Raw genomic sequence first — 23677 nt, 5'->3', positions numbered from 1 at the left:
TTCTTAGAGCTCTTTCGCCCGCCAGCCCGCGTCAACCGGTAATCCAATGGACCCGCGCACTTTATCCACAAACCCGTTGATGAGGTCGGGGAGTGATTGGGGTTTTTGGTAGAAGGGCGGGGAGACTGGCATGATGATGGCACCCGCCATGGAAAGTTTGTGGGCGTTTTCCAGGTCAATGGTGGAGAGCGGGGTTTCCCTAACGCAAATGATCAGTTTGCGCCTTTCTTTCAAGGCCACGGCGGCGCAACGGGTGATCAAGTTGTCGCCGATCCCATGGGCGATCTTTCCCAAGGTGGTCACCGAGCAGGGCAAAATGACAAAGGCGTCAAAAGGGTTGGAGCCTGACGCCAACGGAGAGTTTAAATCATCATTGGAAAAAATCTTCTTTGCAAAATTCGCGAGATTTTCTGCCGTGAGACCCGTTTCCTGGTGCAACACCGATCGGCCCCAGCGGGAGAGAATGAGATAGGTTTCCTCCTCAGAAACCCGCCGCAGAAATTCCACCGCAAAAATCGAACCGGATGCTCCTGTCACGCCTAGAACTATTCGCATCGAATCCTCCTTGGGCTAAAACTCGGACCGAAGGCCCACGAATACCATGGTCAACACCACAAAACCCACCAGCACGTTTATTTTAAAAAAGGCTAGATCCACGTGGTCCACCAGGATGTGTTCCAAAAGGAAAAGCACTCCGGCGAACAAACAGAGGAAAGCCGCTTTTGATCCCGTCAGCGTGAAAAAGAATAGGGCCATTAGAGTGATGAACGCGAACACGTGGGTGAGGGCTGCCACGCGTAAGGCGGGGCGACGGCCCATCCGTGCCGGAAGGGAGAATAGCCCCGCTTGCCGATCAAATTGCTCGTCCATTGTAGCGTAAACGATGTCAAACCCCGCCGTCCAAAAAAAGCTAAAAAGCGCCAAGATCCACGCCGGCCAACTTCCCTCAAAACCGGGCCGAATGGCAAACCATCCGGCCAATGGCGCTAACGCCCATGTGATCCCCAATCCAAAATGACAAAGCCAGGTGAACCGTTTCAGCATGGGATACACCACAAAGGCTAAAACGGGGACCCAACTCCACAAGAGACAAAAACTGTTGATGGATCGCGTGGCCCACACATACACGCAGAGGCCGAGCAGGGCAATGAGAATCGCGTCAAAGAGGCTGAGAGCGCCGGTCACCAATTCGCGTGTGGCGGTTCGGGGATTCTTAGCGTCGACGCGGTAATCGATCAATCGGTTTAGGGCAAGGGCCAACGTGCGTGCCCCGGCTCCCGCCAGAAGGATGAGTCCCGAAAGGCGCCATCCCGGCCAGCCCCCCTCGGCCAGCAAGCTTCCCGCGAACAGGACGGGTAAAGAGAATAGCGTGTGTTCGAATTTCAGGAATCGCGCGTAGGACTTGAGGCGATCCGACCAAACCACCACCCTCGATCGATGGGAAGAAACCGTGTTCATGGGATGAATGCATTTTACCAAATCGGGAGATGGTATAATCTCCCTATGACCTTGAAAATCAAGAAGAACCCACTGATTGTTTTTGATATCGGGAATGTGTTGCTGCGTTTCAGTAAAGAACGGGCTCGTCTCAACTTTGACCGGATTGAGCCAGGAGCCGGGTTACCTCTTGTGCGCGCCATGTGGGAAACTCGGCTGGGGGTGGATTTGGAGAGGGGGCGGATTTCTGGCCGTGAGTTTTTGCGTTTGGCCGGGAGAAAGGCCGGGGTGCGGATGGGGTATCGGTCTTTTTGTCGGGCATTTCAAGACATTTTTACACCCCTCTTGCCCAATATCCGCTTGTTGGTTCGGTTGGCCCAGCGTTATCCCACGGCGCTTCTTTCCAACACGAGCGAAGTCCATTGGCGCCACTTATTTAAAACCTACCCGGATCTCCGTATCGCCCGATGGAAGTTTGCATCCCATCTCCTGAAAGCGATGAAACCAGACGCCCGCGTGTACCAAGCTGTGTCCACGAAAACGGGTTTCTCCTTTCAGGATATGATCTATATTGACGATCATCCGGGTTTTGTTCGCGCGGCGAAGGGGTTAGGTATTCAGGCGGTGTGTTACAATGGAAAAACACCACTCGTTAAACTTTTGAAAAAGGTAGGCCTTCGATGAGTCTCTATCTCCGTCAATTGCCATTGGGTCCCATGGAAAACTTTGTTTATCTGGTGGGGGACACGGATGTTAAAAAATGTGTGATCGTTGACCCCGCCTGGGAAATCGATACCGCCATTGCCGCCGCCGAAAAAGACGGTTACACCGTGGAAGGGGCCCTGCTCACACACGGACATTTTGACCATTGCAACGCCGTTGATACGCTGTTGGCCAAGCGAAACATCCCCATCTATGTGAACCCCCTGGAAATGGACTATTTGGATAAGGGGGCTCCGCGAGGGTTGTTTTTAGATTTGCCCAAGGACGCTGTTAAACCTGTTAAAGGGGGGGATACTCTGCAGCTGGGATCGACAGAATTGACCTTTCTCCACACTCCGGGCCACACACCAGGGTCCCAATGTTTTCTGGTGAACGGAAGTCTTTTGTCTGGAGATACCTTGTTTTTGGGGTCCTGTGGCCGGTGTGATTTGCCGGGGTCCAATCCCAGCGATTTGTTCGCCAGCCTCAATAACGTGATTGGGAAACTTCCGGTCAATACGGTGCTCTTTCCAGGACATAATTATTCCACCCGTGCGTTGCAGAGCACTTTGGGGGATGAAAAAAAGAACAACCGTTTTTTGAACGCCCATCGGTTGGAAGATTTCCTTCGCCTTGTCGGGTATTGAACCCCTCTCGCCGTATTCTTTTAACGGTGCCTACGCGGGGTTTGCTCCCCTTTCCGTTTTTCGTTTTCATGGCCCGGATCGTCATGAAGTTTTGAACGGTCTCCTGACAAACGAAATTAAATCCTTGGCCCCCCAGCATGGGGTGCACGCCTGTCTTCTCTCCTCCCAGGGGAAATTGAAGGCCCACCTTTTTCTCCAAAATAGAGGAGAAGACCTCCTCGGACTTTGCCCCCGGGAAAACTTTTCAATCTTAAAAGGAACGCTGAATAAATATTTAATGGTTTCTGAATCTGTTTTGGAAGAAATTCCCGATTGGAAATGTCTGGCCGCTTTCCTGCCCGGGGCCGTTTCTCCTCCTTTGGAAGAAATGGGTTTAGCCTTCCCTATTGATAAAGAATTCTTAGGTAAATCGTGTTTGTTGCTTCCTGGTCAAGGGGACTCTTTAACCGAAACTCTTGATATTCTCATGAGCAAGGGGGTGAACCTTTTGAAATTTTCTGATCTTGAAACATGGCGTGTGGAAGCGGGCTTCCCCCGTTTAGGGACGGACGTGGACGACACTGTTTTTCCTGTTGAAGCCAACCTTCAAAGTGCTGTTCATCCCAACAAGGGCTGCTATCTTGGGCAGGAGGTTATCGCCCGTTTATCAAACAAAGGCCAGCCCAGGCGACAGCTGGTTCGTTTAAAGCTTCCCTCAGAACAGAAGTTAGGGAGTCTCGTTTGTTGGGGTGAACAGGTTGTTGGGCATTTAACAAGCCAAGTCCATTCCTCCCGATATCATACATGGCTGGGTTTGGCTCTCCTTTTTTCAGAAGCGTGCGATCCCGTAAATAAAATCCTAATCCGAGAACATAATATCCTTACTCCCGTTGAAATATTCGAGGGGTAAACGGTCGATAAATAATAAATTCTCCTTTTGAATGATTCCTTCTCCCGCCCCAAAATGGTAACTTCAGCACAGACAAAGTGTTTTTACGGTTTTGTGAGGGGCCCCGGAGACGTGAAGTCCCCGCAGGGCGGTTAGCTCAGCGGTAGAGCGTTCGCCTTACACGCGAAGGGTCACAGGTTCAAATCCTGTACCGCCCAGATCTTTCCGTTTCACCCATCATAATGTAGAATGTGCGCGACACGCGGCGCCATGCCGACTGGTGGCGGCGCGTTATTGTTTTGGGGTCGTGGTGTAGCTCGGTTAACACGCCGCCCTGTCAAGGCGGAGACCGCGGGTTCAAATCCCGTCGACCCCGCCATTTATAAAACGAAACCCTCGTTGAAGAAGTCGCGAGGGTTTTGTTTTTTATGGGGTCGTGCTACGGGATTTGAAGCCGACCCGAGCGCTACCATGAATGGCAGAAGAAGCGAGGGCGGCGGGTTCCCATGGAGGAGCGAAGCGATGGGGGAGGAAAAGTTCCGTCGATCCCGCTATTTGCGAAAGCAAATCCCTCGTTGAAAAATCTTGGCGGGGGATTTGTTTTTGAGGGATGAGGTCGATTTCGTCGGTGTGTTGGTTCTCGTTATTCTGAGGAGGTGGAAGACAACGATGTCCCTAACTATTCTAGAGCGTCAATTGTTTTCCATTGGAGGGAATGGGGTCACGGCTTTGCATCTTCTGACGGCGTTGGGGTTCTTGGGGGTCTTTTGGGGGATTTCTTGGATCTTGCAACGGTTGATGGGCCGGCATATCGTTTCTCGATTCGGAATCCCTCCTGGAGCGGCCTATGCGTTAAAGCGTATTCTCCACTATACCCTGGTCTTTTTGGGGTTTGTTGTTGCGCTTCAAACTTTGGGTCTTAATTTAACGAGTTTGGCAGTTGTTCTCGGGTTTCTGAGTGTCGGAATTGGGTTCGGTCTTCAAAACATTACATCCAACTTTATTTCGGGAATCATCATCCTTTTTGAGCGCCCGGTCAGCGTTGGGGATTTCGTTTCGATCGGAGATCAATCGGGGACGGTTTTGTCTATCAATATGCGATCAACGGTGATCCAGACCCGCGATCGGGTTCGGTTGATTGTTCCCAACTCGCGATTTGTCAGCGAGCCGGTGGTGAATTGGACCCATGGAGACACCTTGGTTCGACTTCACGCGCCGGTGGGGGTCGCTTACGGATCGGAGCCTGAGTTGGTGGTTCAGGCTTTGCTCGAAGCGGCTCGTTCGCATCCCGATGTGCAGGCGGACCCTGCGCCGGAAGTGCGTTTTATGTCGTTCGGAGATTCCGCGCTCCAGTTTTCCTTATTAGCGTGGACCAGTCGACCCGACCGTCAATACCTGATCGGGAGTCAATTGAATTTTTTAATTTATCAGAAGTTTCGGGAACACAATATTAAAATCCCGTTTCCTCAAAGGGACATCCATCTGCAAATGAGTCCAGGGGTGGACGTTCTTTCCCGCCTTCGAACGAACGAGAAAATGTTTCCCCGTGGATAACCTTCCTCCCCATTTGGAATACAACAACCAACGGCCACTCTCCTTGTTGCGCGGACGGTTATACGACATTATCTACGGGACAGAAACCCCGGCCGGGAGGTTCTTTGATGTGCTTTTGTTGTGGACCATTATTCTTAGTGTGTTGGCGGTCATGTTTGATAGCGTGGGCTATATGAGAACCCAATTTGGACCCCATCTCCGGCGTGTGGAATGGGGATTTACCGCTCTCTTTTCGGTTGAATATTTATTCCGACTGGCGAGCGTGCGCCGGCCTTGGCGCTACGCGCTCAGTTTTTTTGGTGTCGTGGATATTTTGGCTGTTCTGCCTTCCTATTTGTCTCTTTTCGTTCCTGGGGCGCAATCGCTTCTCGTGGTTCGGGCCCTGCGACTCCTGCGTGTCTTTCGGGTTTTTAAGATGGGACGGTACATTGGGGAAGCCAGAATATTAATTACAGCTCTTCAGGCCAGCCGGGCTAAAATCACGGTTTTTGTAGGGACCGTGCTCACACTGATTGTGATCATTGGCACGGTAATGTATCTGGTTGAGGGGGAATCAAACGGGTTTACCAGCATTCCCCAGAGCATCTATTGGGCGATCGTGACCATGACCACCGTGGGCTACGGTGACCTCACCCCGTCAACGGTTTTGGGAAAAACCATTGCTTCGGGGGTGATGATCATGGGATACGGAATTATCGCGGTGCCCACAGGGATCGTTACAGCGGAAATGACTCGTGCCACCGCTCCCCCTGTGCGATCTCCCTGTCCGCAGTGTTCGTTCAGTAACCACGACCGAGACGCTCGTTTTTGTAAACAGTGCGGGAGTGCTTTAGTGGATATTTCTTAGCGGATAGCGATATCCGGTTCGACCCCGTTGCCATTCGGTTCTGGGTAAGTAAAATGGTGGATCATTTTCGGACAAGGAAAGGATCATCCATGAAACCTATTGCCCCTGTTGTCCCACTCCCCGTTTGGGGAAACCTCTACACCGCTGCGGAACGATTTCGCTCTCTTAAACCATGGAAAGTATTGGACGACAGGGATTTGATTGGGGTTTGTGATCCGACCACAGGAGAAATGGGATACGCTTGTATTATGGGCAGCGCGGGGACTGTTTTTGGCCTATGTCTATATCGTGGTTCGGAAGGATTTGATTCCTATCGTCGTCTTATGGAGGGGGAATTCGATCCGGAATCCATAGAGCCCCTCTTTATCCAAAATTGTTTAAAAATAGATTTTGGCAATAAATCGGAATTGGAACCAGAAGATCTGGAGGTTGTTCAGGGGTTAGGTCTTGAACGAAAAGGGGTCCATGCTTGGCCCCAATTTCGAGGTTTATTGCCGGGGTATTTCCCGTGGTTTTTAGACGAAGCTGAAGCTCGATTCTTGACGTTCGGAGTGGACGTGGCTTGCTATCATTTCAGCCAAATCCAGAAATTCCAGAAAGTCCCTTCCGTAAAAGACGGGGGCATCCTGGTCTACCGTCCGGACAAAAAGGCCTATGCGGGTCTTTGGGAACCGTGGCCCATACACCGGCCCGAACCCTACCCGCCTCTTTTGCTGGATTACCCCCGTGCCCGGACCGCTCGTGCTCAAGGTGAAAAACCAGACAGTCCCTGGGAAGCTGGGGTGTTTTTTATTCCCAAGCCCGTTTCGGAAGGCGGGCGTCCTTATTTCTCAAGAGTTTGTGTGGTGTGTCAGGCTTCGTCGGGGTTCATGTTCAATATCCAGGTGGGTGGCCCTTCCCTTTCGGATCCTCAAATGTTGACGGATGTCATCTTGGGTTCCATTGAAAGGCACGGGTTCATTCCCGCCTCCATTCGATTCGCGGACGGAGTGACAGTGGCCGCCCTCGCCCCGCTTTCCAAGGCTTTGGAAATTCCTTTTGAGCATGCGAAGACACTTCCGGCGGTTCGTGATGCAAGGAATGGGGTCATTGAAGCCCTTGGCTCAGGCCGTCTTGGTTCTTAAAAGCAAAGGGGGGGGCTTAATGTATTTAGTTGCGGGCGAGTAATCCCTCGTCGAGGACTTTCTTGGGGGGGAGGCGTAAATTCCAAACGATCCCAAAAAGGTTGAAGAAGCGTAGAACGTAATACGTGATGTCCACTTCCCACCAGTAGAATCCCTGATTGACTGAAGAAGGGTAATAGTGGTGATTGTTGTGCCACCCTTCCCCCAATGTCACCAAAGCCAAAAGAAAGCTGTTGCGGCTTTGGTCACGGGTCTGAAACCGTCGTCGTCCGAAAAGGTGACAGGCCGAATTAATGAGAAACGTCGTATGCCACAAAACGGTTGTGCTAATGAAAAAACCCCAAATCAAGCCGGGCCAGCCTCCGATGAGGAGGCAAACCCCTGCCCAGAGAATGGGGGGTACCAGAAAAAATTTGTTGAGCCATCGGAGCTCTGGGTAACGGGCGAAGTCGGGAATGGTTTTAAAATTAGTTTCATCGAATTTAGTGTCCAGGATCCAACCCATGTGGGCATACCAGACCCCTTTTTGCATGGGAGAATGCATGTCTTCTGGTGTGTCTGAATATTGATGGTGCGACCGATGGTGTCCGGCCCACCACAAGGGTCCCTTTTGCGCCGCCGAACAGGCCAGCCAGGCTAAGACAAATTGCCCTATTCGGTTGGTTTTAAAAGTCCGGTGGGAAAAATAACGGTGGTACCCAGCGGTGATGCCAAATTTTCGAAGCAAAAAGGACGCCGCAAATAGCGCCAACGCCCCTTTCGTGACGCCTGTCCAAAAAGCCGCCAGACAAACAAGGTGAACCAAGGCAAAGGCGGATACATTGATCAGGCCCTCAAAGCGTGTGGGATTTTGACTGTTATTCAAATTCATGGAAGCGTTGTCACTCCTTCGTTCATGAGGTTCGAAAGTTCTGATGACGGGCCCTGTGGGAGGCCGATGTGTTTTGAAGGGAGTCCTAAAAGAAATCCAACACCCGGGTGGCCTTCAAGCACAAAGGTAAAAAACGTTTGTGGCCGTTACGAGGATTTTCAGTTTAGAGACGATCAGCGCCATGGAAACGACCGCTTGAGTATACAAAAGAATGGGGGCTTTCATAAAAAAATCCAAGCTTTTTTCCGTTTTTTAATCTAAAGGGGTTTGATTTTTATGGTAGAGTCATCTTGGTGTGTGTTTTTCGATGACAGCAAGGAAGCTGTTTCTCTCCATGGTGCATACTCAAAGGATCGGGGGCCGTTATCCGTCGTTTCTTGGGTCGACGACGTCCCCTTCCGTCATTGAAACTTTATCCTAAACCATGTGCACGGGGGATTTTTGTCATTTCGAGATCCAGGAAAGTTTTGGCGGGGATTTCTTTTTGCAGTGGTGATGGGTTTCTTTGTTCCTCCCGTCGTTGGTTCCGTTGTTTCTGTCCATCGAGAGACTAACGGGTGGGAGTTGCGGGTGGATGGGACCCCTTATTTTGTTAAAGGGGTCTGTTATCAGCCGACCCGTGTGGGTGAGGATCCCGCCCAGGGAAGTCAACGGGATTGGATGACTGTTGATGATGATCATGACGGAAGAATTGACACCCCCTACCAAACCTGGGTCGACGTCAACCGCAACAACGTTCAAGACCCTTCTGATGTTTCCGTGGGGGATTTTCAACTTTTACGGGACATGGGATGCAATACTCTTCGGATTTATCACCACGCGCCCTCCTCTGCGATCTTTCCTCCATTGCCCCATGGGGAAAACCCTTCCGCTCAATCTGGCAATCTGGTGTCAAACAAGCCACTGCTTCGGGACTTGTTTGCTACCTATGGGATTCGCGTGGCCATGGGGGATCTGCTGGGGGCCTACACCGTGGGCTCGGGGGCGGAGTGGGGGAAGGGGACGGACTACCGTGACCGGATGCAGCGGAAACGCATGCTAAAAAGTGTTGAAAAAATGGTTCTGGATCACAAAGATGAACCCTATCTGTTGATGTGGGTTCTTGGAAATGAAAACAACTTCCCTGAAAAAACGCATACCAACGCCAAGTCTTTCCCTGGCGTCTATGCCCGGTTCGTCAACGAAGCCGCGGAGCTCATTCATCGGTTGGACCCCCATCACCCGGTTTGTGTGGTTTACGGGGATGTTTTGGATTTCCTTCCTTTCGTCCCCCCGGAACCCGCCTATGACCTTGTCGGCATTAATTCTTACCGAACCCCCGATTTTGGGAATTTGTGGGCGGATGTGGCGCAGGTTTTCGATCGTCCCCTACTCCTGACAGAAATGGGAGCCGGCCCTGCCCCAGTCGAAGAAGGGGTTCTGGATGAAACAGCCCAAAGCGTTATTCATGCCAACGCGTGGCAGGATATCTACTCCCATTCCAGGGATCAAAGGTCCCCGGCCAATGCCCTGGGGGGATTTGTTTTCGAATGGACCGATAACTGGTGGTATAATGGGAGCCCCCATCAGCAGGGGGTAGATTCTTCGCCTTCCCCTTGGAACGAGGAGTATATGGGACTCGCTTCCCAGGGGGACGGAAAAAACAGCCCGTGGCTTCGGCAACTTCGTCCAGTATATTTTATGTATCAAAAACTTTGGAGGAATTGAGCGCGTGAAAAGGAAGGGGCTCCTGAGAATACTGTGTGTGGGGTTGGCGGTCCACTTGGCACTCCCTCGGTTTGCAGGGGCGGACTCCTACCGCGCGGGCCCATCGGACGAATTGCGCGTGAGCGTTCGGTTGCGCGGCGGGTTGGATGACCTGGGTAAGTTGCCGGTCAATAGTTCGTTGACCGTGTTGGGGGATGGGGTCTATTCCCAACACGATGTTCGGGTGGGGCCGGACGGCGCGATCAGTTTACCAACGGTTCATTCCCTCGTGGTCAGTGGGATGACTTTAACCGAAATTGAAAAGGCCGTCGGATCTCTTTGTTGTTCTCGAGATGTCCCGGGGGCCGTTACGGTATCCCTTCTTCAGCCGGCCCATTCCGCTTATTTTGTCACAGGGGAAGTGGGGCATCCGGGACGATACGTGATGCTCCGGCCCATGACAGTCTTGGAAGCGGTTGCTTCGGCGGGGGGACCCACATCTTTCGCGCGTCTAAAAAAAGTTCAAATTCTGCGCCAGGGATCCCCCAGCGTGTCCCTCGATCTTTCCCTCCTTCGGCACGTGGCGGAGTCGGAATTCAATCAGGATTCACTTGGAATTAAACTTCAGCCCCACGACACGATTGTTGTACCGCGAAAGCGGGGGCTTGAATCGTCCACCCTCATGCTTCTTCTTTCCGTGATCAGTGTGGCCACCGGTGTTTATATTGCGGGGAGAGTGAATTGAAATGACACTCCAGGGGTTGCTCCGCATCGTATTTCGTCGCTGGTGGGCGGGAGGGCTGGTTTTTAGTGGTTTTTTAGTGGTGGGGCTTGTCGTCTCTCAAAGAATTCCCCTAAGTTATCAGGCCGAGACCATATTGGAACGGCAACACACGTCCCTTTCTCCCTCCATTACAAACAAAGAGTATGACATGACGCGCTTGACCTCGGAATCCGAGAAAACCGTCACCCTTTTGAAAAGTCGTTACTTCCTGAACGCTTGGGGGGACGCCTTGGATGGAGCTCTCATCGATTCAGACGCTCGGGAGCGGCGGATGAAAACCCTTCAGAAATCTTTAAGCGTTCGACCGGTAAGCTTTACTGATTTGTTTATCGTCAAGATCCTGGGGCCGACCCCCGATCAAGCTCAGAAACGTGCTGAGGCTTTGACCCAGGTCTATCGGGAATGGAATTTGGCCCAGTCCGACGCTCAGTCTCGCGACGCCGCTGGATTGTTGGACCGTCGGATGGCGTTGCTTCAAAAAAAAATGGCTTCGGCTCGACGAGAACTGCAGGGAATCAAGAAGGAGCGGGGTTTGGATTTGTCGGGGTCCGCTGACGCCGAACGGATCAAATCCGATCTTCACGCTCGGGAACGGATGATGGATTCCCTGTTGGCTGAAAAAGAGCAAGTGCAACGGCGTTTGGATGGTGACCCCATTAGTCAAATTCAGGTGGTGACCCCTCCGTTGGCGTCTTCTCATCCGCGGATGACACGCGTGCACTATCGGGGCCTGGCCCTGGTGTTAAGTCTTCTGCTCGCTTTGGGCGCGATTGTGTTGATGGAAAGCGTTGACTCTTCTGTTCGTCGTGCGGGGGATGTTTACTCTTCAACGTCTTCTTCTTTCCCTGTCATGACAGTCAACCGATGGGCCGATGGTCTCTCCGCACGCGAACGGGACAAGGGAGAGTTTCGGTCCCTGCTCAACCACATCCGCTCTTATTTGAAAGAAAAAAATACGGTTGTGCTTCAAATGGTTAGTGCTTTTTCAGGGGATGGGAAAACTACCTTGGCCAACCACTTGGCCGACATCCTTAGTGCGGCCGGCCTATCGGCCGTCGTGACCCCGGTCCCTGGGGAAAAGGTGTCTTCCGGAGCGGCCGGTTCTGTTCGGTCTTTTCATTCAGAGGAGGGGGGGCGTCCATCCGTTCGCATTTTAGATATGGACGCTCACGCGGACGATATTCTTTGGAATCAATTGGATTTAACAGCGGATATAACATGCGCGGTGCTTTCGGCCGGGAGGACCCCCCGCGCGTTGGTGAGAGCTTTAGAAGATCGTTTTTCTAAAAGCGACCGCCAACGGTTGTTCTTTATTCTTAATTCCTATAAAGACCCACTTCCTCCATGGTTGCGCCACTAACCGCTCGGACAGGACAAAGTTCTCTCGCGCTTGCGCTCTTCGTGGCGCCGGTAGCTTTTTTGTCCGCGTGGGTCGGGGGGAGCTCTCTTTGGGGTCCCGTGAGTGTCGTGGCGGTTGGTCTGGCCTGGGTCCATCCCATGGGCGTTCTGTTTTCGCTGATCTTATTGACCCCCCTTTGTCGTTTTCCAGAAGGGTTTGGTCTGACGCCTGAGTCTTTGGCACTTTTAAAATCCTTTCTGGTCCTCATTCTCTTCGCCGTCTTTTACCTCAAACATTTGCATCAATCATCACCCCTACGCTTCCCATCCGGCCTTAAGCTCTTTTGGGGGGCATGGTTGTCTTTAACCCTATTGTCTGTGTACACCTCCCAGGACATCGTATTGTCGCTGTATTACCTGATCGGCCCATTAGCGGGATTAGCATTTTTTCTAATTTTTTATCGACTTCCTGTCGAAAAGCATCGTTTTTGGTTAACCCTCATCCTTTGTGTGGCGGGTGCTGTGGCGGCTTTGGCACTCATTCAATATATCTTTGTAACTCAAAATGTGGGTCAACCCTTCTGGCGGTTCATCATTGCTCCTGGGGATCGAACATTCTACTCTCAGGGCCCTAACATCATCAATGCCACGTATCAATTCCGTGCTTCGGGGACCTTTTCCCATTCCAATCACTTGGGGATATATATAGCCCTGCTCATCCCTTTTTCCTTGGTTTTGGCATTGGATCGAACCCAATCCAAACCGCATAAATGGTTTTTTTGGGGCCTAATGATTTTGATGTTGTTGGGGTTGGCGGCCACCAATTCCAGGGCGGGTCTGTTGGCGTGCGCGGTGGGGATGGGGACGGTGGGCTTGCATCAAGGTTTTCGGTGGTTGTGGGGTCTGGTGTTCGCTGGAGTTTTGGTTGCGATGTCGGTGTACCCCTTTTTTCCAGGACCCCTGGAAGATGGTCTGAATCGAATGCTGCGAGTTGAAACGCGTCTTTCCGGTCGTGAACGCATTTGGCGTGAGGGGATTTCGTTGATCGCTCGGTTTCCCTGGTTGGGGGTGGGGCCGGGAAACCTTTCTAAATCCTACGTGTCTGAATTTGGCTATTTCGTTTACAACACGGTTGAGGAACAAAATATGTTGATGGAAACACTCCAAAAGAAGGGGGAGGAAACCACCCATCGTTTTCATATGCATAACCTTTACTTGCAATTATGGGCGGAGATGGGGGTTCTGGGACCGCTTCTCTTCTTGGCGGGGGCCCTGGGACTCGTTTTTTTCTTGGAACGCCCTGTCCCTCAGGCGGGCTTGTTTTCCCCGGGACGCGCGATCCGAATCGCTACATCTTCGTCCGTGATGGGGTTCTTGGTCTTTGGTCTTTTCGAATCCCAAGTTCCGTTCTCCATGCTGGGACTTAATTTGGCGGTGGCACCCCTCTTGGCCATGGGAATCCAGTCATGAAAAATACGTATTCCCGGGACAGCTTTTTTCTCTTTGCTTCGGAAGGAATTTCGGGTGTTCTTTTTGCTGGGGCGGGTTTGTTGGTGGCCCGAACCTTGGATGTCGAACATTTTGGCTGGTTTGTGGCCGCCTATTCCTTAGCGCAGATTTTCGCTGTTTTCTTGGATGTGGGGATGGGTCATTTGGTGGCCAAAGAACTGGCCGCGGGCCGGGACCTCCATCACCGGTTGACCAACGAACTGTTGACTTGGCGGATGATCCTATTGGGCGCGGTTTGTATGGTGTTTCCTCTTGCATCCAAATGGGTTTTGGCCTCCCCTTTGCCGAACACGGTTGTGTATAGCCTCACAGCTGGATTGTTTTTGTTCGGGCTAGGAGATTTCTTTTGTTGGATGTTGAAGGGTGCCAAACAACCTCTTTTGGCAGCCCAATTCAAATTATGGACACGGGGTCTCTTACTCCTTTTCTGTCTGGTGGCGTTGGTCGGGTCGGATCGATTGCTGGGGTTTGCTGCGGCCTATGGGGTGGGAGGACTCCTCACGGCGGTAGTTGCCTATTTCCTAGCAAAACGGCATTTGGGGCAAATCCGTCTGTTGCCTCTTCCCAAACAATTTTTCGTTGGGCCCCTGGCGGAAGTTTATAAACTGGGAGCTCTTTTGGTGGTGGGTATTTTCTACCTAAAACTGGATGTTCTTTTGGTCAACCGATTTAGCCCCGCCGATCAAGTGGGTTTGATGGGATGCGCTTCGCGTTTAAACGACGCGTTTCGTCTGATTCCCACAGCGGCGTATGCCGCGTTTATGCCCGTTTTCTCTGCGCTGGGAATTCACCGAGAACAATTGGCCCAGAAATTTACCGATGTTTTTTTGATCCTATTAAGCGTTTCTGTGATGATTGCTTTGTTCGGTTCAATATTTGCGGGTCCCTTGTTCTCTGGTCTTTTGGGCAAGACGTATCGTGAGAGCGCCCTCTATTTTCGTCCTTTGGCGTGGGGTTCTGTTTTTGTTTTCGGGACCCAGTTGTTGATCGGAATCCTTTACGCGAAAAGTGATTGGGCCACCATTTGGAAGGGGATGGGTGTGGCCTTGGGGTTGAACGCGGTTCTCAATATTCTCTTGATTCCGACCGTTGGTGCTCTTGCCGCTCCGTGGACCAAATTGGTTTCCGATGCGATGGGCTTTTATGTCCAGGCTCATGGGGTCAGACAGCATATCTCCGTTTCACCACGGATTCTGTTTCTCGGCACCACAGGTGGAGCGCTGGCGGGGATGTCGTTGTGGGGGGGGCTGGGCCACGGGTCCCTGTTTACCCAGAGCGGGGGAGCTTTGGTCTTGCTTCTGGTCCTCTTTTTTGTGGTCCGTCCGGATCTCTATTTTCGCCAGCGACAGGTCTTCGCTTGATCTTCTTCATCCCTGGAATCCTTCTGTCTTTCTGGGTCGTCCTCTCTGCTTATTTATATTGGGAGCCTTTTGTTGCCTTGTTGAATAACCCGACCCTTTCGGGGCCACCTGTGCCCCCTAAAATGGCCCCTGGCCTCTATTTTTTGGTGCTGGTTCCTTGTCACAACGAAGAACCGAATCTGAAGGCGTTAGCGGAAACGTTTTCTCGGCAAGATTATTCCCATGATCAATTTGAAGTGGTCATCATTGCCGATCATTGCACGGATCGGACGGCGGAGGTTGCCCGGTCGTTAGGGATGCGGGTGGTTGAACGCTGTGACGGACCTCGCTCGTGGCGTGGAGCGGCGGTGAACGATGTCCTGTCCACCCACTTGATCAACGAAACCTTTGATGGGCTAGTTCTTTTAGACGTGGACGCGCAAGTGGAGCCTGATTTTCTCACACGTGTGGAACGGTATTTAATCGCAGGGATCCCCGCCTTGCAATGCGCCACCCGGACAAAAAACCCAACGGAATCTTCTTTGTCACAGGTGGGTGATTTGATTCAGGTGTTGATCCGAAACCATCAACGGGGGCTCTCTTTGCGAGGAAACGCCCCTTTCATCATCGGTAGTCACGGGGTGGTTCTGAGTCGAAAAACTTTGGACCTTTTGGAATGGCGGACCAACACCGATCAATTAGCTGATGACGCAGAGCTTGGGTTCCTTTGTTTTCTTAAAGGGATCCCCTTCTCTTACGCTCCCGACATTGCCGTTGCCAATGAGGTTGTGCCGGGCGCCCAGATCCTTCAGCGCCAACGTCGGCGATGGAGCCAATCCAGTCTGAATTTGATCCCCCGTTACGCCTGGCCGCTCTTCCTCCGGGCACTGCGTGGAGATCAAGGGGCCTGGGCGATGCTGTTCGGTGTTTTGTTGATCCCGGCGTTCTCCACCCTGCTTTTCCTATCCGCGGGGTTATCGTTGTTGTTTGGTTTCTTGGGTTTTTGGTACGGACCATTCTTTGTTTTGGCCAGCGTCACTCTATTGGTGACAGGGGCCCATGTGGTCTACCTCCTTTGGTCCCTTTCAAGGGGGGGGCGTTCCTTGAGAGCCCGGGACGTGCGGGGTCTTGTTATTTATTGCGGGGTGAGGTTTATTTCTTTGCTTCAGGCGCCCTTTGCCGTAAAATCCAATCGATTTACCCCCGCCTCCCACGTGAAGGAGAACCCTTAACATGTGCGGCATCAGTGGAATTTATCATCCGCATCACATCCCCAACAATCGTTCGCGGTTATTACGACAAATGACCGGGGCCATGACCCACCGTGGTCCGGATGAAGACGGGTTCTATGAGAACCCCTCCGTTTCTCTGGGCATGCGTCGGTTGAATGTGATCGATCTTACCACGGGATCTCAACCCATCGCCAATGAGGACGGTAGCGTTCATGTGGTGTTCAATGGCGAAATTTATGGTCACGACGCGCTTCGGGATAACCTTCAGGCACAGGGGCATGTGTTCCGTTCTACTTCTGATACGGAAGTCCTTGTTCATCTGTATGAGGAGTATGGATTGGATCTTTTTGAACACATGGATGGCATGTTCGCCTTTGCTCTTTGGGACCAGAATCGGAAACGGTTGGTTGTGGGGCGGGACCGATTTGGGATTAAACCGTTGTTTTTTACCGTTCCCCGGCCTGACGGGGAATTCGCGTTTTCATCGGAACTACGTCCCTTGTTGGGGTTGCCCACTGTTTCTAAAACATGGGATCCCATTGCCCTCGACCAATATTTTACGCTTTCCTATATTCTTCACCCCCGTTCGGTCTATCGCGATATCCGCAAACTTCAACCAGGTCATTTGCTCTGTGTGGAGGAGGGACGGTTTAAGGAAATTCCTTATTGGACGTTTCCAGAAAATCTTCCAGCTCTGGGCCCGGTGGAGGCAGGGGGGGCCTTGGACAGGGCCCTCTCCTCTTCTGTGAAGGATATGATGCGAAGTGATGTTCCCCTAGGTGCTTTCTTAAGTGGAGGACTGGATTCTAGTACGGTGGTTTACCACATGGCCGCTCACAGTGCCCGGCCCATCCAAACCTTTTCGGTTCGTTACGATGAATCTTCTTTTGATGAGGGGCTCCTGGCCCGTGAAACCGCCCAACGGTTGGGTACGGAACACCACGAAATATGGGCACGTCCGGAAGATATACGTCTTTTACCCGAAACCATGTCGTCCTTTGGAGAACCCTTCGCGGATCCTTCCCAAATCCCCACTCATCTGGTGTCGGGGTTGGCGCGGCGCCATGTCACCGTGGCTCTTTCCGGTGATGGGGGCGATGAGATTTTGGGGGGCTATTTGACCTATGTGGCCTCCCTGTTGGCCGATCGTGTGGGGAGACTCCCATGGGCAGGACGGGAATTTCTCCGTTGGTGTGCTCACCGGATGCCCGTATCCCACGGGCGCGTGAGTTTTGATTACAAGATAAAAAAATTCATGGATGGGTGCGAACTCCCTCCGTTAGAGCGTCACGCGGCCTGGAAATTCATTTTCACACCTCAGGATAAACAAAGCCTCTATTCCACAACATTTAAAAAGGAGGTCGCTTCTGTTTTGAATCAACCTGTCTTTGATCAGTGGAAGGGTCTTTTCGATCCGACGGTTCGCTCATCGGTCCATGCGTATCAAAATTTGGATATAAAAACATTTCTGGTGGATAATAATTTAACGAAAGTGGATCGAATGAGCATGGCCCATTCGCTGGAAGTGCGCGTTCCCTTTTTGGATCTCCGTGTTATTGAAGCCACGCGCCGCATGGCTTCGAGCCACAGGGTTCAGGGGTGGCAAACAAAAGTGTTATTGAGAAAGATTATGAAAGGGCGACTGTCATCGGAAGTCCTGACTGGAGCTAAGAAAGGATTTGCTGTTCCCCTCGCTTCTTGGCTGAAGGGCCCCGCCAAAGTGTTTTCGGAAAATATGCTTCGCCCGGAACGTCTGGGAAAATCAGGGATATTAAATCCTAAATTCGTGAGCGAGGTGGCCCAGCGCCACGCGCGGGGAGATCGCGACATGAATCGTCAACTGTGGAACCTGATTTGTTTCCAAACGTGGTTTGAAGGAAGTGAGGTGTCGACTTGTCTTTGAGAGAAGGAATGATCCTGGCGGCCTTTGGCGTTGTGTTCTATACCTATTTGGGATACCCCTTTCTTCTGTGGGTGTTGTCTCGATTTAAACCACGGGAGAAAAAACAGGCTCCTTACACCCCCGCGGCCACGGTCTTAATTGCCGCGCACAATGAAGAGAAATGGATTGAACCGACCCTTCGGTCGTTATTGAATTCGGATTATCCTGCGGATCTGTTGGATATCGTGGTGGTCTCCGATGCTTCCACGGACAGGACCGAGGAGATGGTTCGGTCTCTTCATGATCCGCGCGTGCGCTGGCACCAAATGCCCAGGCGGGGCGGAAAAACGAAGGCCCTCCGCGAGGGGGTTCATCAGACGAACCGTGATTTCATTGTTTTGGCTGACGCGAGTAGTCTTTTTGCACCTTCGGCTGTTCGAAATCTTTTGCGGCATTTTCAAGATCCCCGGGTGGGTTCTGTGGTGGGGAGAAAGGGGATTCTCCGTACTGGCACTTCTTTGGCTGCTGCGGAAGGGTCTTATTGGCACTATGACGCTCTTCTTCGTGAATGGGAAAGCCGAACGGGCGGCTCTTGGGTGGGGTGTGAAGGAACGATCACTGCTGTCCGAAAGTCAAACTATGATTTGGATTTTGGAGATGATTTGGCCGAGGATTATTCCATGTGTTGTCGTATTTACGAACGCGGATTGATCAATCGCTTTGATTCCCAGGCTGTGGCGTTCGAAGCCTCTGCCCAGGATATGCTCATGGAATTCCGGCGCCGTATTCGCGTCTGTGTGCGGGGGATACGGGCTTTATTCGCTTTTGGATATTTATTGAATCCCATCAAACACCCAGCCTATTTCTGGCAAAACATATCTCACCGCCTTCTCCGATGGATTGTTCCTGTTCTTCTGGTGTTCATTCTGGGTGCCAGCGCTGGGGCCCCCTCGCCTTGGATTCAGGGGCTCTTTTATTCCCAAATCATTTTCTATGGTTTCGCTGGACTGGGGATACTCTTTAAGTGGCGAGGTCGTCCTCTTTATCGGTGGGCGGCTTTTCCGGCATTCTTTGTGACTCTGAATGGAGCGGCTTTGGTTTCGTGGTTTCTCGTGGCACGGAAATACGGTGTCTGGGACCGGACTGAACACGAATCCGTTGGTCCGGTTCGGACGCCTAAGGACGGAAATCTAGGTTAATCATGAATTCCCATCCCGTGAAAACAAAGGAGAAGCCCGGGATTCCTTTTCCCAGGATCAAATCAAAGGGAGATCAAGGGAATCCTACTGGGAGGGTCTCCCTTCGTCCGAACGGCGCCACTTTTTACGGTAAACGTTTTTTCGATGTCGTGGTGTCTACTCTTTTGTTGATCCTCTTAAGTCCTTTTTTGGGAATAATCACACTGGCCATTGTTCTTGATTCGCCTGGGATGCCTCTTTTTCGTCATCGCCGTGTGGGATGGAAACGACGTCCGTTTTGGATGATGAAATTCAGAACGATGGTCCACGGGGCCGAAGGAAAACGGGCGGATACCTTTCGCCAGTTGGAAGATGCGGGTTTAGATTTTAAATTGAAAAAAGACCCGCGGTTGACTCGCCTTGGGGGGTTCCTTCGAAAATTCAGTTTGGATGAACTCCCCCAATTGATTAATGTGCTTTTAGGGGACATGAGTTTGGTGGGCCCCCGCCCCCACAGCATGGCCAACTTTGAAAGACCCTTTGAGGATGAACCCCTAAAAGCCATTTGGGTAGTGGACCGACACCAGGTGCGACCAGGAATGACGGGCCTCTGGCAAATCAGTGGTCGCAATAATTTGGCGTTGGCGTACCGAATTCATTTAGATTTACGCTATGTGCGTGAAGGGAGCTGGGCCATGGATCTTGATATTCTTCTTAAAACCTTTCTTGCGGTCATTAAACATGACGGAGCCTACTGATTCTTTTATGGAACATGTCATGGATTTTGAACATGGGGTTTCGGAAAAGTTTTTAAACACACTTCGATGTCCTGTTTGTCAAGGTGCATTGGGGTTTCATTCTTCTGTGGCGAAAGGGGCGTGCGTTTCTAAGGGTTCGTTGGGATGCTCTCCCTGCGGTCGAAACTATCCGATTGAGGACGGGATACCGCACTTGTTTGTGGAATGGGTTTTACCTGCACCCGGGAGCGATCATCCCTTTCCCCAGTATCTTCTTTCCCCGGCACATCTTCAAGAGCGGGCGAAAAAGGTAGGCGCGGACAGGATCGTTCTCTCTCGCACGATTGATCCAAGAGGCTTCTTTCACCGGAAACTCCAAACGCCCTTAACGATTCTTCGACTCTTCCTTTGGTTCGGGGTGGTGGCGGCTTTGTTCCTAGGGGATACGCCGCTTCTTTTCTTCTTTGGATCAGGATTTGTTCTTGATTTCGTGTTGATGGCCTATTCCAAGCGGCGTCAATATAAATTCGAATTGGCTCAACTCCTGGCTTTCGCTCGGAAAGGAGTTTTGCATGAAAAGGATATCACGGTCTCCATCCCTGATGCCGCCGAGCCGGATTTTCATGGGCGGGTTGAAAATCGAACGGAAGAGATCGAATCCGTTCTCACGGGCTGGCCCTTTCAGGGGAAAGAGGTCCTTCATGTGGGGTGTGGGGGTGAAAACGAGGGGGATATCAATTCGGTGTATTTAAATCGTGGTGCTAAATTAACGGGTTTGGATGTTTTCGCCCCGGGGCTTAAAACGTTTAAAAAACGATTTAAGAGTGAAGGGGTTTTGGCGGAAGCGTTGCGAATTCCTTTCCGGAACGAACAATTCGATTTTTCCAATGGGACGGACATTATCGAGCACGTCCACGACCCCTTTCGTTTTTTAGAGGAAAATTGGCGGGTATTGCGTCCCGGGGGGGGGCTCCTCCTCATCACGCCCAATCGATGTCGGGCTCGTCGTGGCCTGGGTTTTGTAAACCCTTTCCTATTCTTTCAAGGGGTGTTGGGCCACTTTTATCCTTCAACGCTCCCTCCTTTGGAACTCATGTGTCGGCATCGGGATTTCATTTTCTTTCACACGTCTTTCTCTCAAAAAGAATTGACCACGATGCTGACGCGCGCTGGATTTCTTATCGATTGGGTGGGAATTAAGGCTTATCGCGGTCCGGGAAAGCGATTCCGGAAAAAACTAGAACGTATTCCTTTTCTGCACACTTTAAATGACTCTCTTTTTGTGTTGGCACGGAAACCCCAGGTGCGTTCATGAGTTTGCGTCAATGGACGATTCAATTCGTGACTCGCTTGGTGGCCTGGACTCATCGGTGGCAGACAGTGGTTGTGAGGGATTCCGAACGAAAGGTGAATCTGGGATCCGGGTTTCAGGTGGCCAAAGGATGGATTCACATGGACGCGAGTCTGAATAGTTTTTTTGCCCGGTTCCCGCGCGTGGTGTTGCGGCTTGTTTACAGGGTATCCGGTGAACGAGAAAACCATTCTTTTGCAACTTTTGAAGAGATCCTAAAGAGTCATCGGTTTGTCCATCATGACGTCCACTATGGGCTCCCTTTTGAGAATAACTCGTTAGAGAATGTCTACTCTTCCCATTTTTTGGAACATTTGAACTCAAACGATGGCTTGGTGTTGCTCAAGGAAATTCACCGGGTTCTTCGACCGAAAGGGCGCGTTCGAATCTGTGTGCCTGATTTGGAATATGTCTTTCGACTCTATCACGGGGGGGAAAAGGAACAAGCGTTGTCTTATTTCTTTGTTCCGCCCCATTTTGGCCCTCTGCTTCATCACAAGAGCATGTATGATTTTGAAATGCTTTTCTCCCATTTAGAAAAAGCGGGTTTTTCGCAAATAAAGCAATGTCGTTTTCAAGAGGGGAAGACACCGGATTTGGCGTTTCTGGACAACCGTCCGGAAGAGACGCTCTATGTGGAAGCCATTAAAAACTAGTTCATCCTTTAGGGGGGGGAATATGGAGAATCACAGGGTGAAAGTCTTTTTCCTTGCCGCGATATCGTCATGTTTAATATCTTGGATTAATTCGGAGGGAACGGCCCATGATTCTTATGTGCCCGTGAGCGCTGAAGTTCCTTTCCCTCCAGCTCCGACTCAAATGTTTGGGATTAATTTCAGCCCCTACATGGATGGGCAGGACCCGCGAACGAGTGTCTCCATCAGCGAATCTCAAATTCGGGCCCGCATGGAATTGGTGGCGCCCTACACCCAGTGGGTGCGTACGTTTAGCATGGTGGATGGGCTTGAGAAATCGGGGGCCATCGCTCATGATCTGGGTCTAAAAGCGGCCTTGGGCGCTTGGCTCGGACCTGAATCTTCGGCGGCGGGATTGGCGGCGAATCAACTCAACATTGCCAATCTGATAGCGGCGGGCCAGCGGGGGGAAGCGGATCTGTTGATCGTGGGAAGTGAGGTTTTACTGAGGCGAGATCTCACTTCCACGCGATTGGCGGAATACTTGAACCAGGTGAAGACCTCTGTCCCGGGGGTCCCGGTGGCTGTGGCTGAAGTTGATAATGCCCTGTTGGATGCCCCTCTCGTGACGGCCGCGGCGGACGTGTTGTTGGTAAATATCTACCCGTTTTGGGAAGGGGTTCCTCTCGAATCAGCGGTGTATCCCCTTTTGGCTCGGTTCCGTCGCATGGAAACACTGGCGGAGGGCAAGCCGGTGTATCTTTCCGAGACGGGGTGGCCGAGCTGTGGGGATGACCGCGGCGGGGCCGTTGTCTCTCTCTCCAATGCCGCTTCCTATTTTTTTAGTGTTCAGACCATGGTTCAATCTGAGAATATCCCGGCTTTTTATTTTGAGGCCTATGATGAAACCTGGAAAGCCAACACCGAGGAAGGATCGCGGGGGGCTTGTTGGGGTGTCTGGGACAAAGAGGGGATTCTTAAACCTGGTTTTGAATCTTTCTTTTCGGGAAGCAAGGCACCCAATATCTGGAGTGGCCTTCCTCCCGTGGACGGTCCGGGGGCCCCGAAAGTCGTGATCACGCAGGTGCCTCCCTATGAGGACTCCGCTTCATCCGTCTATGGCCGAGTTCTGCACGTCTCTCCCGATGCCTATACCGTTTCTCTTTTTATTTATGTGATCAACAACTGGTGGGCGAAACCCACATACGCTCGTCGCGTTAATATAATTCAGCCTGATGGTTCATGGGATCTTTTGCCTTCATCGGGTGGAATGGACCGGTTCGCGCTCAAATTCCGTGTTCTGGTTTTTCCTTCCGGATACCTCCCCACGGCTTCCGGAAACTCTCAAACGTTTCCGCCCTCCTGGGAATCGGCAGCCGTGGCCATGGCCGAGGTCTATCGTACCCCGAACCCCTTGGGGGGAACCATTCGTTCCCCGGCGAACGAGGCTGTTCTTCGCCACCCGACGGTGGTCCAGGTGGATCCTGAGTCCAATAGGGGGATCACCGGAGTTGAATTCTCGGTGGACGGGGTGTTTGTGGCTACCGATACTTATCATCCCTTTGAATTCCAGTGGGATCCGGCCACCGTTGAATCAGGGGTTCATACGCTGGGCGCCCGGGTGTTGGAAATCACGGGGACAACCTTTGACGTGTCGGTCCAAGTCACAAAACCTTAAATGCGCTCTCTCTCTTTGCCAAACCACTTCCAGAACTTCTTGAGGTTCTTCTCCCCACGGTTTTTCACCACAATCAAGAGTTCTGGCCCGCGGGGGCTTTTCACGGCGCTGAGCATTGTCCAATAGGTCGGCCCCTTTCCAATGGCAATCTCTTCAACACCCAAGCCCCTGATCGGGTCCAAGGGTTGGCCCTCTTGGACCTTGGCCATGCCCGTTTGTTGATCGCATTGACCCGGCGCAAAGACTACAAGTGCCGACGCTTTTGTTCGTCATCACC

General features: G+C 51.8%; 22 protein-coding genes and 2 tRNA genes. 20 read left to right on the top strand and 4 right to left on the bottom strand.

Annotation, left to right across the window (positions count from 1 at the left end; all coding sequences use genetic code 11):
• Window positions 1–3: 3 nt before the first annotated feature.
• Both JNK54_03340 and JNK54_03335 read right to left on the bottom strand, forming a co-directional pair.
• Window positions 4–555 (bottom strand): UbiX family flavin prenyltransferase, encoded by a 552-nt coding sequence (locus JNK54_03340; protein MBL8023304.1) that lies wholly within the window; start codon window positions 553–555, stop codon window positions 4–6.
• Between the two features lie 15 nt (window positions 556–570).
• Window positions 571–1458 (bottom strand): UbiA family prenyltransferase, encoded by an 888-nt coding sequence (locus tag JNK54_03335; GenBank protein MBL8023303.1) that lies wholly within the window; start codon window positions 1456–1458, stop codon window positions 571–573.
• Between the two features lie 45 nt (window positions 1459–1503).
• Here JNK54_03335 and JNK54_03330 point away from each other — a divergent pair, with 45 nt between their 5' ends.
• From JNK54_03330 to JNK54_03295, 8 genes are all read left to right on the top strand, one after another.
• Window positions 1504–2121, top strand: a complete 618-nt coding sequence (locus JNK54_03330) for an HAD-IA family hydrolase (GenBank protein ID MBL8023302.1) — start codon at window positions 1504–1506, stop codon at window positions 2119–2121.
• Window positions 2118–2786 carry an MBL fold metallo-hydrolase gene (locus tag JNK54_03325; GenBank protein ID MBL8023301.1) on the top strand — a complete coding sequence of 223 codons (669 nt, stop codon included), beginning with the start codon at window positions 2118–2120 and terminating at the stop codon, window positions 2784–2786. Before JNK54_03330 ends, JNK54_03325 begins: the two co-directional genes overlap by 4 nt.
• A complete protein-coding gene (locus tag JNK54_03320; GenBank protein MBL8023300.1) occupies window positions 2773–3675 on the top strand; it encodes a hypothetical protein in 903 nt (300 codons plus the stop codon). The genes JNK54_03325 and JNK54_03320 overlap by 14 nt, the downstream gene beginning before the upstream one ends.
• A gap of 125 nt (window positions 3676–3800) precedes the next feature.
• A tRNA-Val gene (locus JNK54_03315) sits at window positions 3801–3872 on the top strand.
• 83 nt (window positions 3873–3955) lie between these two features.
• Window positions 3956–4033, top strand: a tRNA-Asp gene (locus JNK54_03310).
• Between the two features lie 290 nt (window positions 4034–4323).
• A complete protein-coding gene (locus tag JNK54_03305) occupies window positions 4324–5208 on the top strand; it encodes a mechanosensitive ion channel (GenBank protein ID MBL8023299.1) in 885 nt (294 codons plus the stop codon).
• A 13-nt stretch (window positions 5209–5221) separates the two neighbouring features.
• Window positions 5222–6055, top strand: coding sequence for an ion transporter (locus tag JNK54_03300; protein ID MBL8023298.1), 834 nt, complete (start codon window positions 5222–5224; stop codon window positions 6053–6055).
• A gap of 89 nt (window positions 6056–6144) precedes the next feature.
• Complete coding sequence (locus tag JNK54_03295; GenBank protein ID MBL8023297.1) at window positions 6145–7179, top strand: hypothetical protein; 1035 nt, start codon at window positions 6145–6147, stop codon at window positions 7177–7179.
• A 25-nt stretch (window positions 7180–7204) separates the two neighbouring features.
• Here JNK54_03295 and JNK54_03290 read toward each other — a convergent pair whose 3' ends face one another.
• Window positions 7205–8050, bottom strand: coding sequence for an acyl-CoA desaturase (locus tag JNK54_03290; GenBank protein MBL8023296.1), 846 nt, complete (start codon window positions 8048–8050; stop codon window positions 7205–7207).
• A gap of 426 nt (window positions 8051–8476) precedes the next feature.
• On the opposite strand from JNK54_03290, the gene JNK54_03285 reads away from it, so the two are divergent.
• The 12 genes from JNK54_03285 (at window position 8477) to JNK54_03230 (ending at window position 23400) form a co-directional block, all read left to right on the top strand.
• Complete coding sequence (locus JNK54_03285; protein MBL8023295.1) at window positions 8477–9757, top strand: hypothetical protein; 1281 nt, start codon at window positions 8477–8479, stop codon at window positions 9755–9757.
• Window positions 9758–9761: 4 nt separating this feature from the next.
• Window positions 9762–10481 carry an SLBB domain-containing protein gene (locus JNK54_03280; protein ID MBL8023294.1) on the top strand — a complete coding sequence of 240 codons (720 nt, stop codon included), beginning with the start codon at window positions 9762–9764 and terminating at the stop codon, window positions 10479–10481.
• A gap of 1 nt (window position 10482) precedes the next feature.
• Complete coding sequence (locus JNK54_03275; GenBank protein MBL8023293.1) at window positions 10483–11880, top strand: hypothetical protein; 1398 nt, start codon at window positions 10483–10485, stop codon at window positions 11878–11880.
• Window positions 11865–13328 (top strand): O-antigen ligase family protein, encoded by a 1464-nt coding sequence (locus tag JNK54_03270; GenBank protein ID MBL8023292.1) that lies wholly within the window; start codon window positions 11865–11867, stop codon window positions 13326–13328. The genes JNK54_03275 and JNK54_03270 overlap by 16 nt, the downstream gene beginning before the upstream one ends.
• Entirely contained in the window at window positions 13325–14728 is a 1404-nt protein-coding gene (locus JNK54_03265; protein MBL8023291.1) for an oligosaccharide flippase family protein, read from the top strand. The genes JNK54_03270 and JNK54_03265 overlap by 4 nt, the downstream gene beginning before the upstream one ends.
• A 110-nt stretch (window positions 14729–14838) precedes the next feature.
• Window positions 14839–15939 carry a glycosyltransferase family 2 protein gene (locus tag JNK54_03260; protein MBL8023290.1) on the top strand — a complete coding sequence of 367 codons (1101 nt, stop codon included), beginning with the start codon at window positions 14839–14841 and terminating at the stop codon, window positions 15937–15939.
• Window position 15940: 1 nt separating this feature from the next.
• Window positions 15941–17842, top strand: a complete 1902-nt coding sequence (gene asnB / locus JNK54_03255) for an asparagine synthase (glutamine-hydrolyzing) (GenBank protein ID MBL8023289.1) — start codon at window positions 15941–15943, stop codon at window positions 17840–17842.
• A complete protein-coding gene (locus tag JNK54_03250) occupies window positions 17833–19020 on the top strand; it encodes a glycosyltransferase family 2 protein (GenBank protein ID MBL8023288.1) in 1188 nt (395 codons plus the stop codon). The genes asnB and JNK54_03250 overlap by 10 nt, the downstream gene beginning before the upstream one ends.
• Before the next feature lie 2 nt (window positions 19021–19022).
• The gene (locus tag JNK54_03245; GenBank protein ID MBL8023287.1) at window positions 19023–19757 is read left to right on the top strand and encodes a sugar transferase; all 735 of its coding nucleotides are present in this window, start codon (window positions 19023–19025) and stop codon (window positions 19755–19757) included.
• Complete coding sequence (locus JNK54_03240; protein ID MBL8023286.1) at window positions 19741–21051, top strand: methyltransferase domain-containing protein; 1311 nt, start codon at window positions 19741–19743, stop codon at window positions 21049–21051. Before JNK54_03245 ends, JNK54_03240 begins: the two co-directional genes overlap by 17 nt.
• The gene (locus tag JNK54_03235) at window positions 21048–21743 is read left to right on the top strand and encodes a methyltransferase domain-containing protein (protein ID MBL8023285.1); all 696 of its coding nucleotides are present in this window, start codon (window positions 21048–21050) and stop codon (window positions 21741–21743) included. The genes JNK54_03240 and JNK54_03235 overlap by 4 nt, the downstream gene beginning before the upstream one ends.
• 124 nt (window positions 21744–21867) lie before the next feature.
• Window positions 21868–23400 carry a hypothetical protein gene (locus JNK54_03230; GenBank protein MBL8023284.1) on the top strand — a complete coding sequence of 511 codons (1533 nt, stop codon included), beginning with the start codon at window positions 21868–21870 and terminating at the stop codon, window positions 23398–23400.
• Here the strand turns inward: JNK54_03230 and JNK54_03225 are convergent.
• Window positions 23397–23609, bottom strand: a complete 213-nt coding sequence (locus JNK54_03225; GenBank protein ID MBL8023283.1) for a hypothetical protein — start codon at window positions 23607–23609, stop codon at window positions 23397–23399. The genes JNK54_03230 and JNK54_03225 overlap by 4 nt on opposite strands.
• Window positions 23610–23677: the final 68 nt, after the last annotated feature.

The organism is Elusimicrobiota bacterium (assembly GCA_016788905.1).
Lineage (GTDB): Bacteria > Elusimicrobiota > Elusimicrobia > FEN-1173 > FEN-1173 > JADKHR01.
This window is presented reverse-complemented; position numbering and strand designations above follow the sequence as displayed.

Coding starts and splice junctions, on each gene's coding strand:
- asnB (MBL8023289.1), top strand. CDS start 15,941: ATGTGCGGCATCAGTGGAATTTATCATCCGCATCACATCCCCAACAAT.
- JNK54_03245 (MBL8023287.1), top strand. CDS start 19,023: ATGAATTCCCATCCCGTGAAAACAAAGGAGAAGCCCGGGATTCCTTTT.
- JNK54_03235 (MBL8023285.1), top strand. CDS start 21,048: ATGAGTTTGCGTCAATGGACGATTCAATTCGTGACTCGCTTGGTGGCC.
- JNK54_03330 (MBL8023302.1), top strand. CDS start 1,504: ATGACCTTGAAAATCAAGAAGAACCCACTGATTGTTTTTGATATCGGG.
- JNK54_03325 (MBL8023301.1), top strand. CDS start 2,118: ATGAGTCTCTATCTCCGTCAATTGCCATTGGGTCCCATGGAAAACTTT.
- JNK54_03305 (MBL8023299.1), top strand. CDS start 4,324: ATGTCCCTAACTATTCTAGAGCGTCAATTGTTTTCCATTGGAGGGAAT.
- JNK54_03225 (MBL8023283.1), bottom strand. CDS start 23,609: ATGGCCAAGGTCCAAGAGGGCCAACCCTTGGACCCGATCAGGGGCTTG.
- JNK54_03275 (MBL8023293.1), top strand. CDS start 10,483: ATGACACTCCAGGGGTTGCTCCGCATCGTATTTCGTCGCTGGTGGGCG.
- JNK54_03340 (MBL8023304.1), bottom strand. CDS start 555: ATGCGAATAGTTCTAGGCGTGACAGGAGCATCCGGTTCGATTTTTGCG.
- JNK54_03335 (MBL8023303.1), bottom strand. CDS start 1,458: ATGAACACGGTTTCTTCCCATCGATCGAGGGTGGTGGTTTGGTCGGAT.
- JNK54_03270 (MBL8023292.1), top strand. CDS start 11,865: ATGGTTGCGCCACTAACCGCTCGGACAGGACAAAGTTCTCTCGCGCTT.
- JNK54_03240 (MBL8023286.1), top strand. CDS start 19,741: ATGACGGAGCCTACTGATTCTTTTATGGAACATGTCATGGATTTTGAA.
- JNK54_03290 (MBL8023296.1), bottom strand. CDS start 8,050: ATGAATTTGAATAACAGTCAAAATCCCACACGCTTTGAGGGCCTGATC.
- JNK54_03295 (MBL8023297.1), top strand. CDS start 6,145: ATGAAACCTATTGCCCCTGTTGTCCCACTCCCCGTTTGGGGAAACCTC.
- JNK54_03265 (MBL8023291.1), top strand. CDS start 13,325: ATGAAAAATACGTATTCCCGGGACAGCTTTTTTCTCTTTGCTTCGGAA.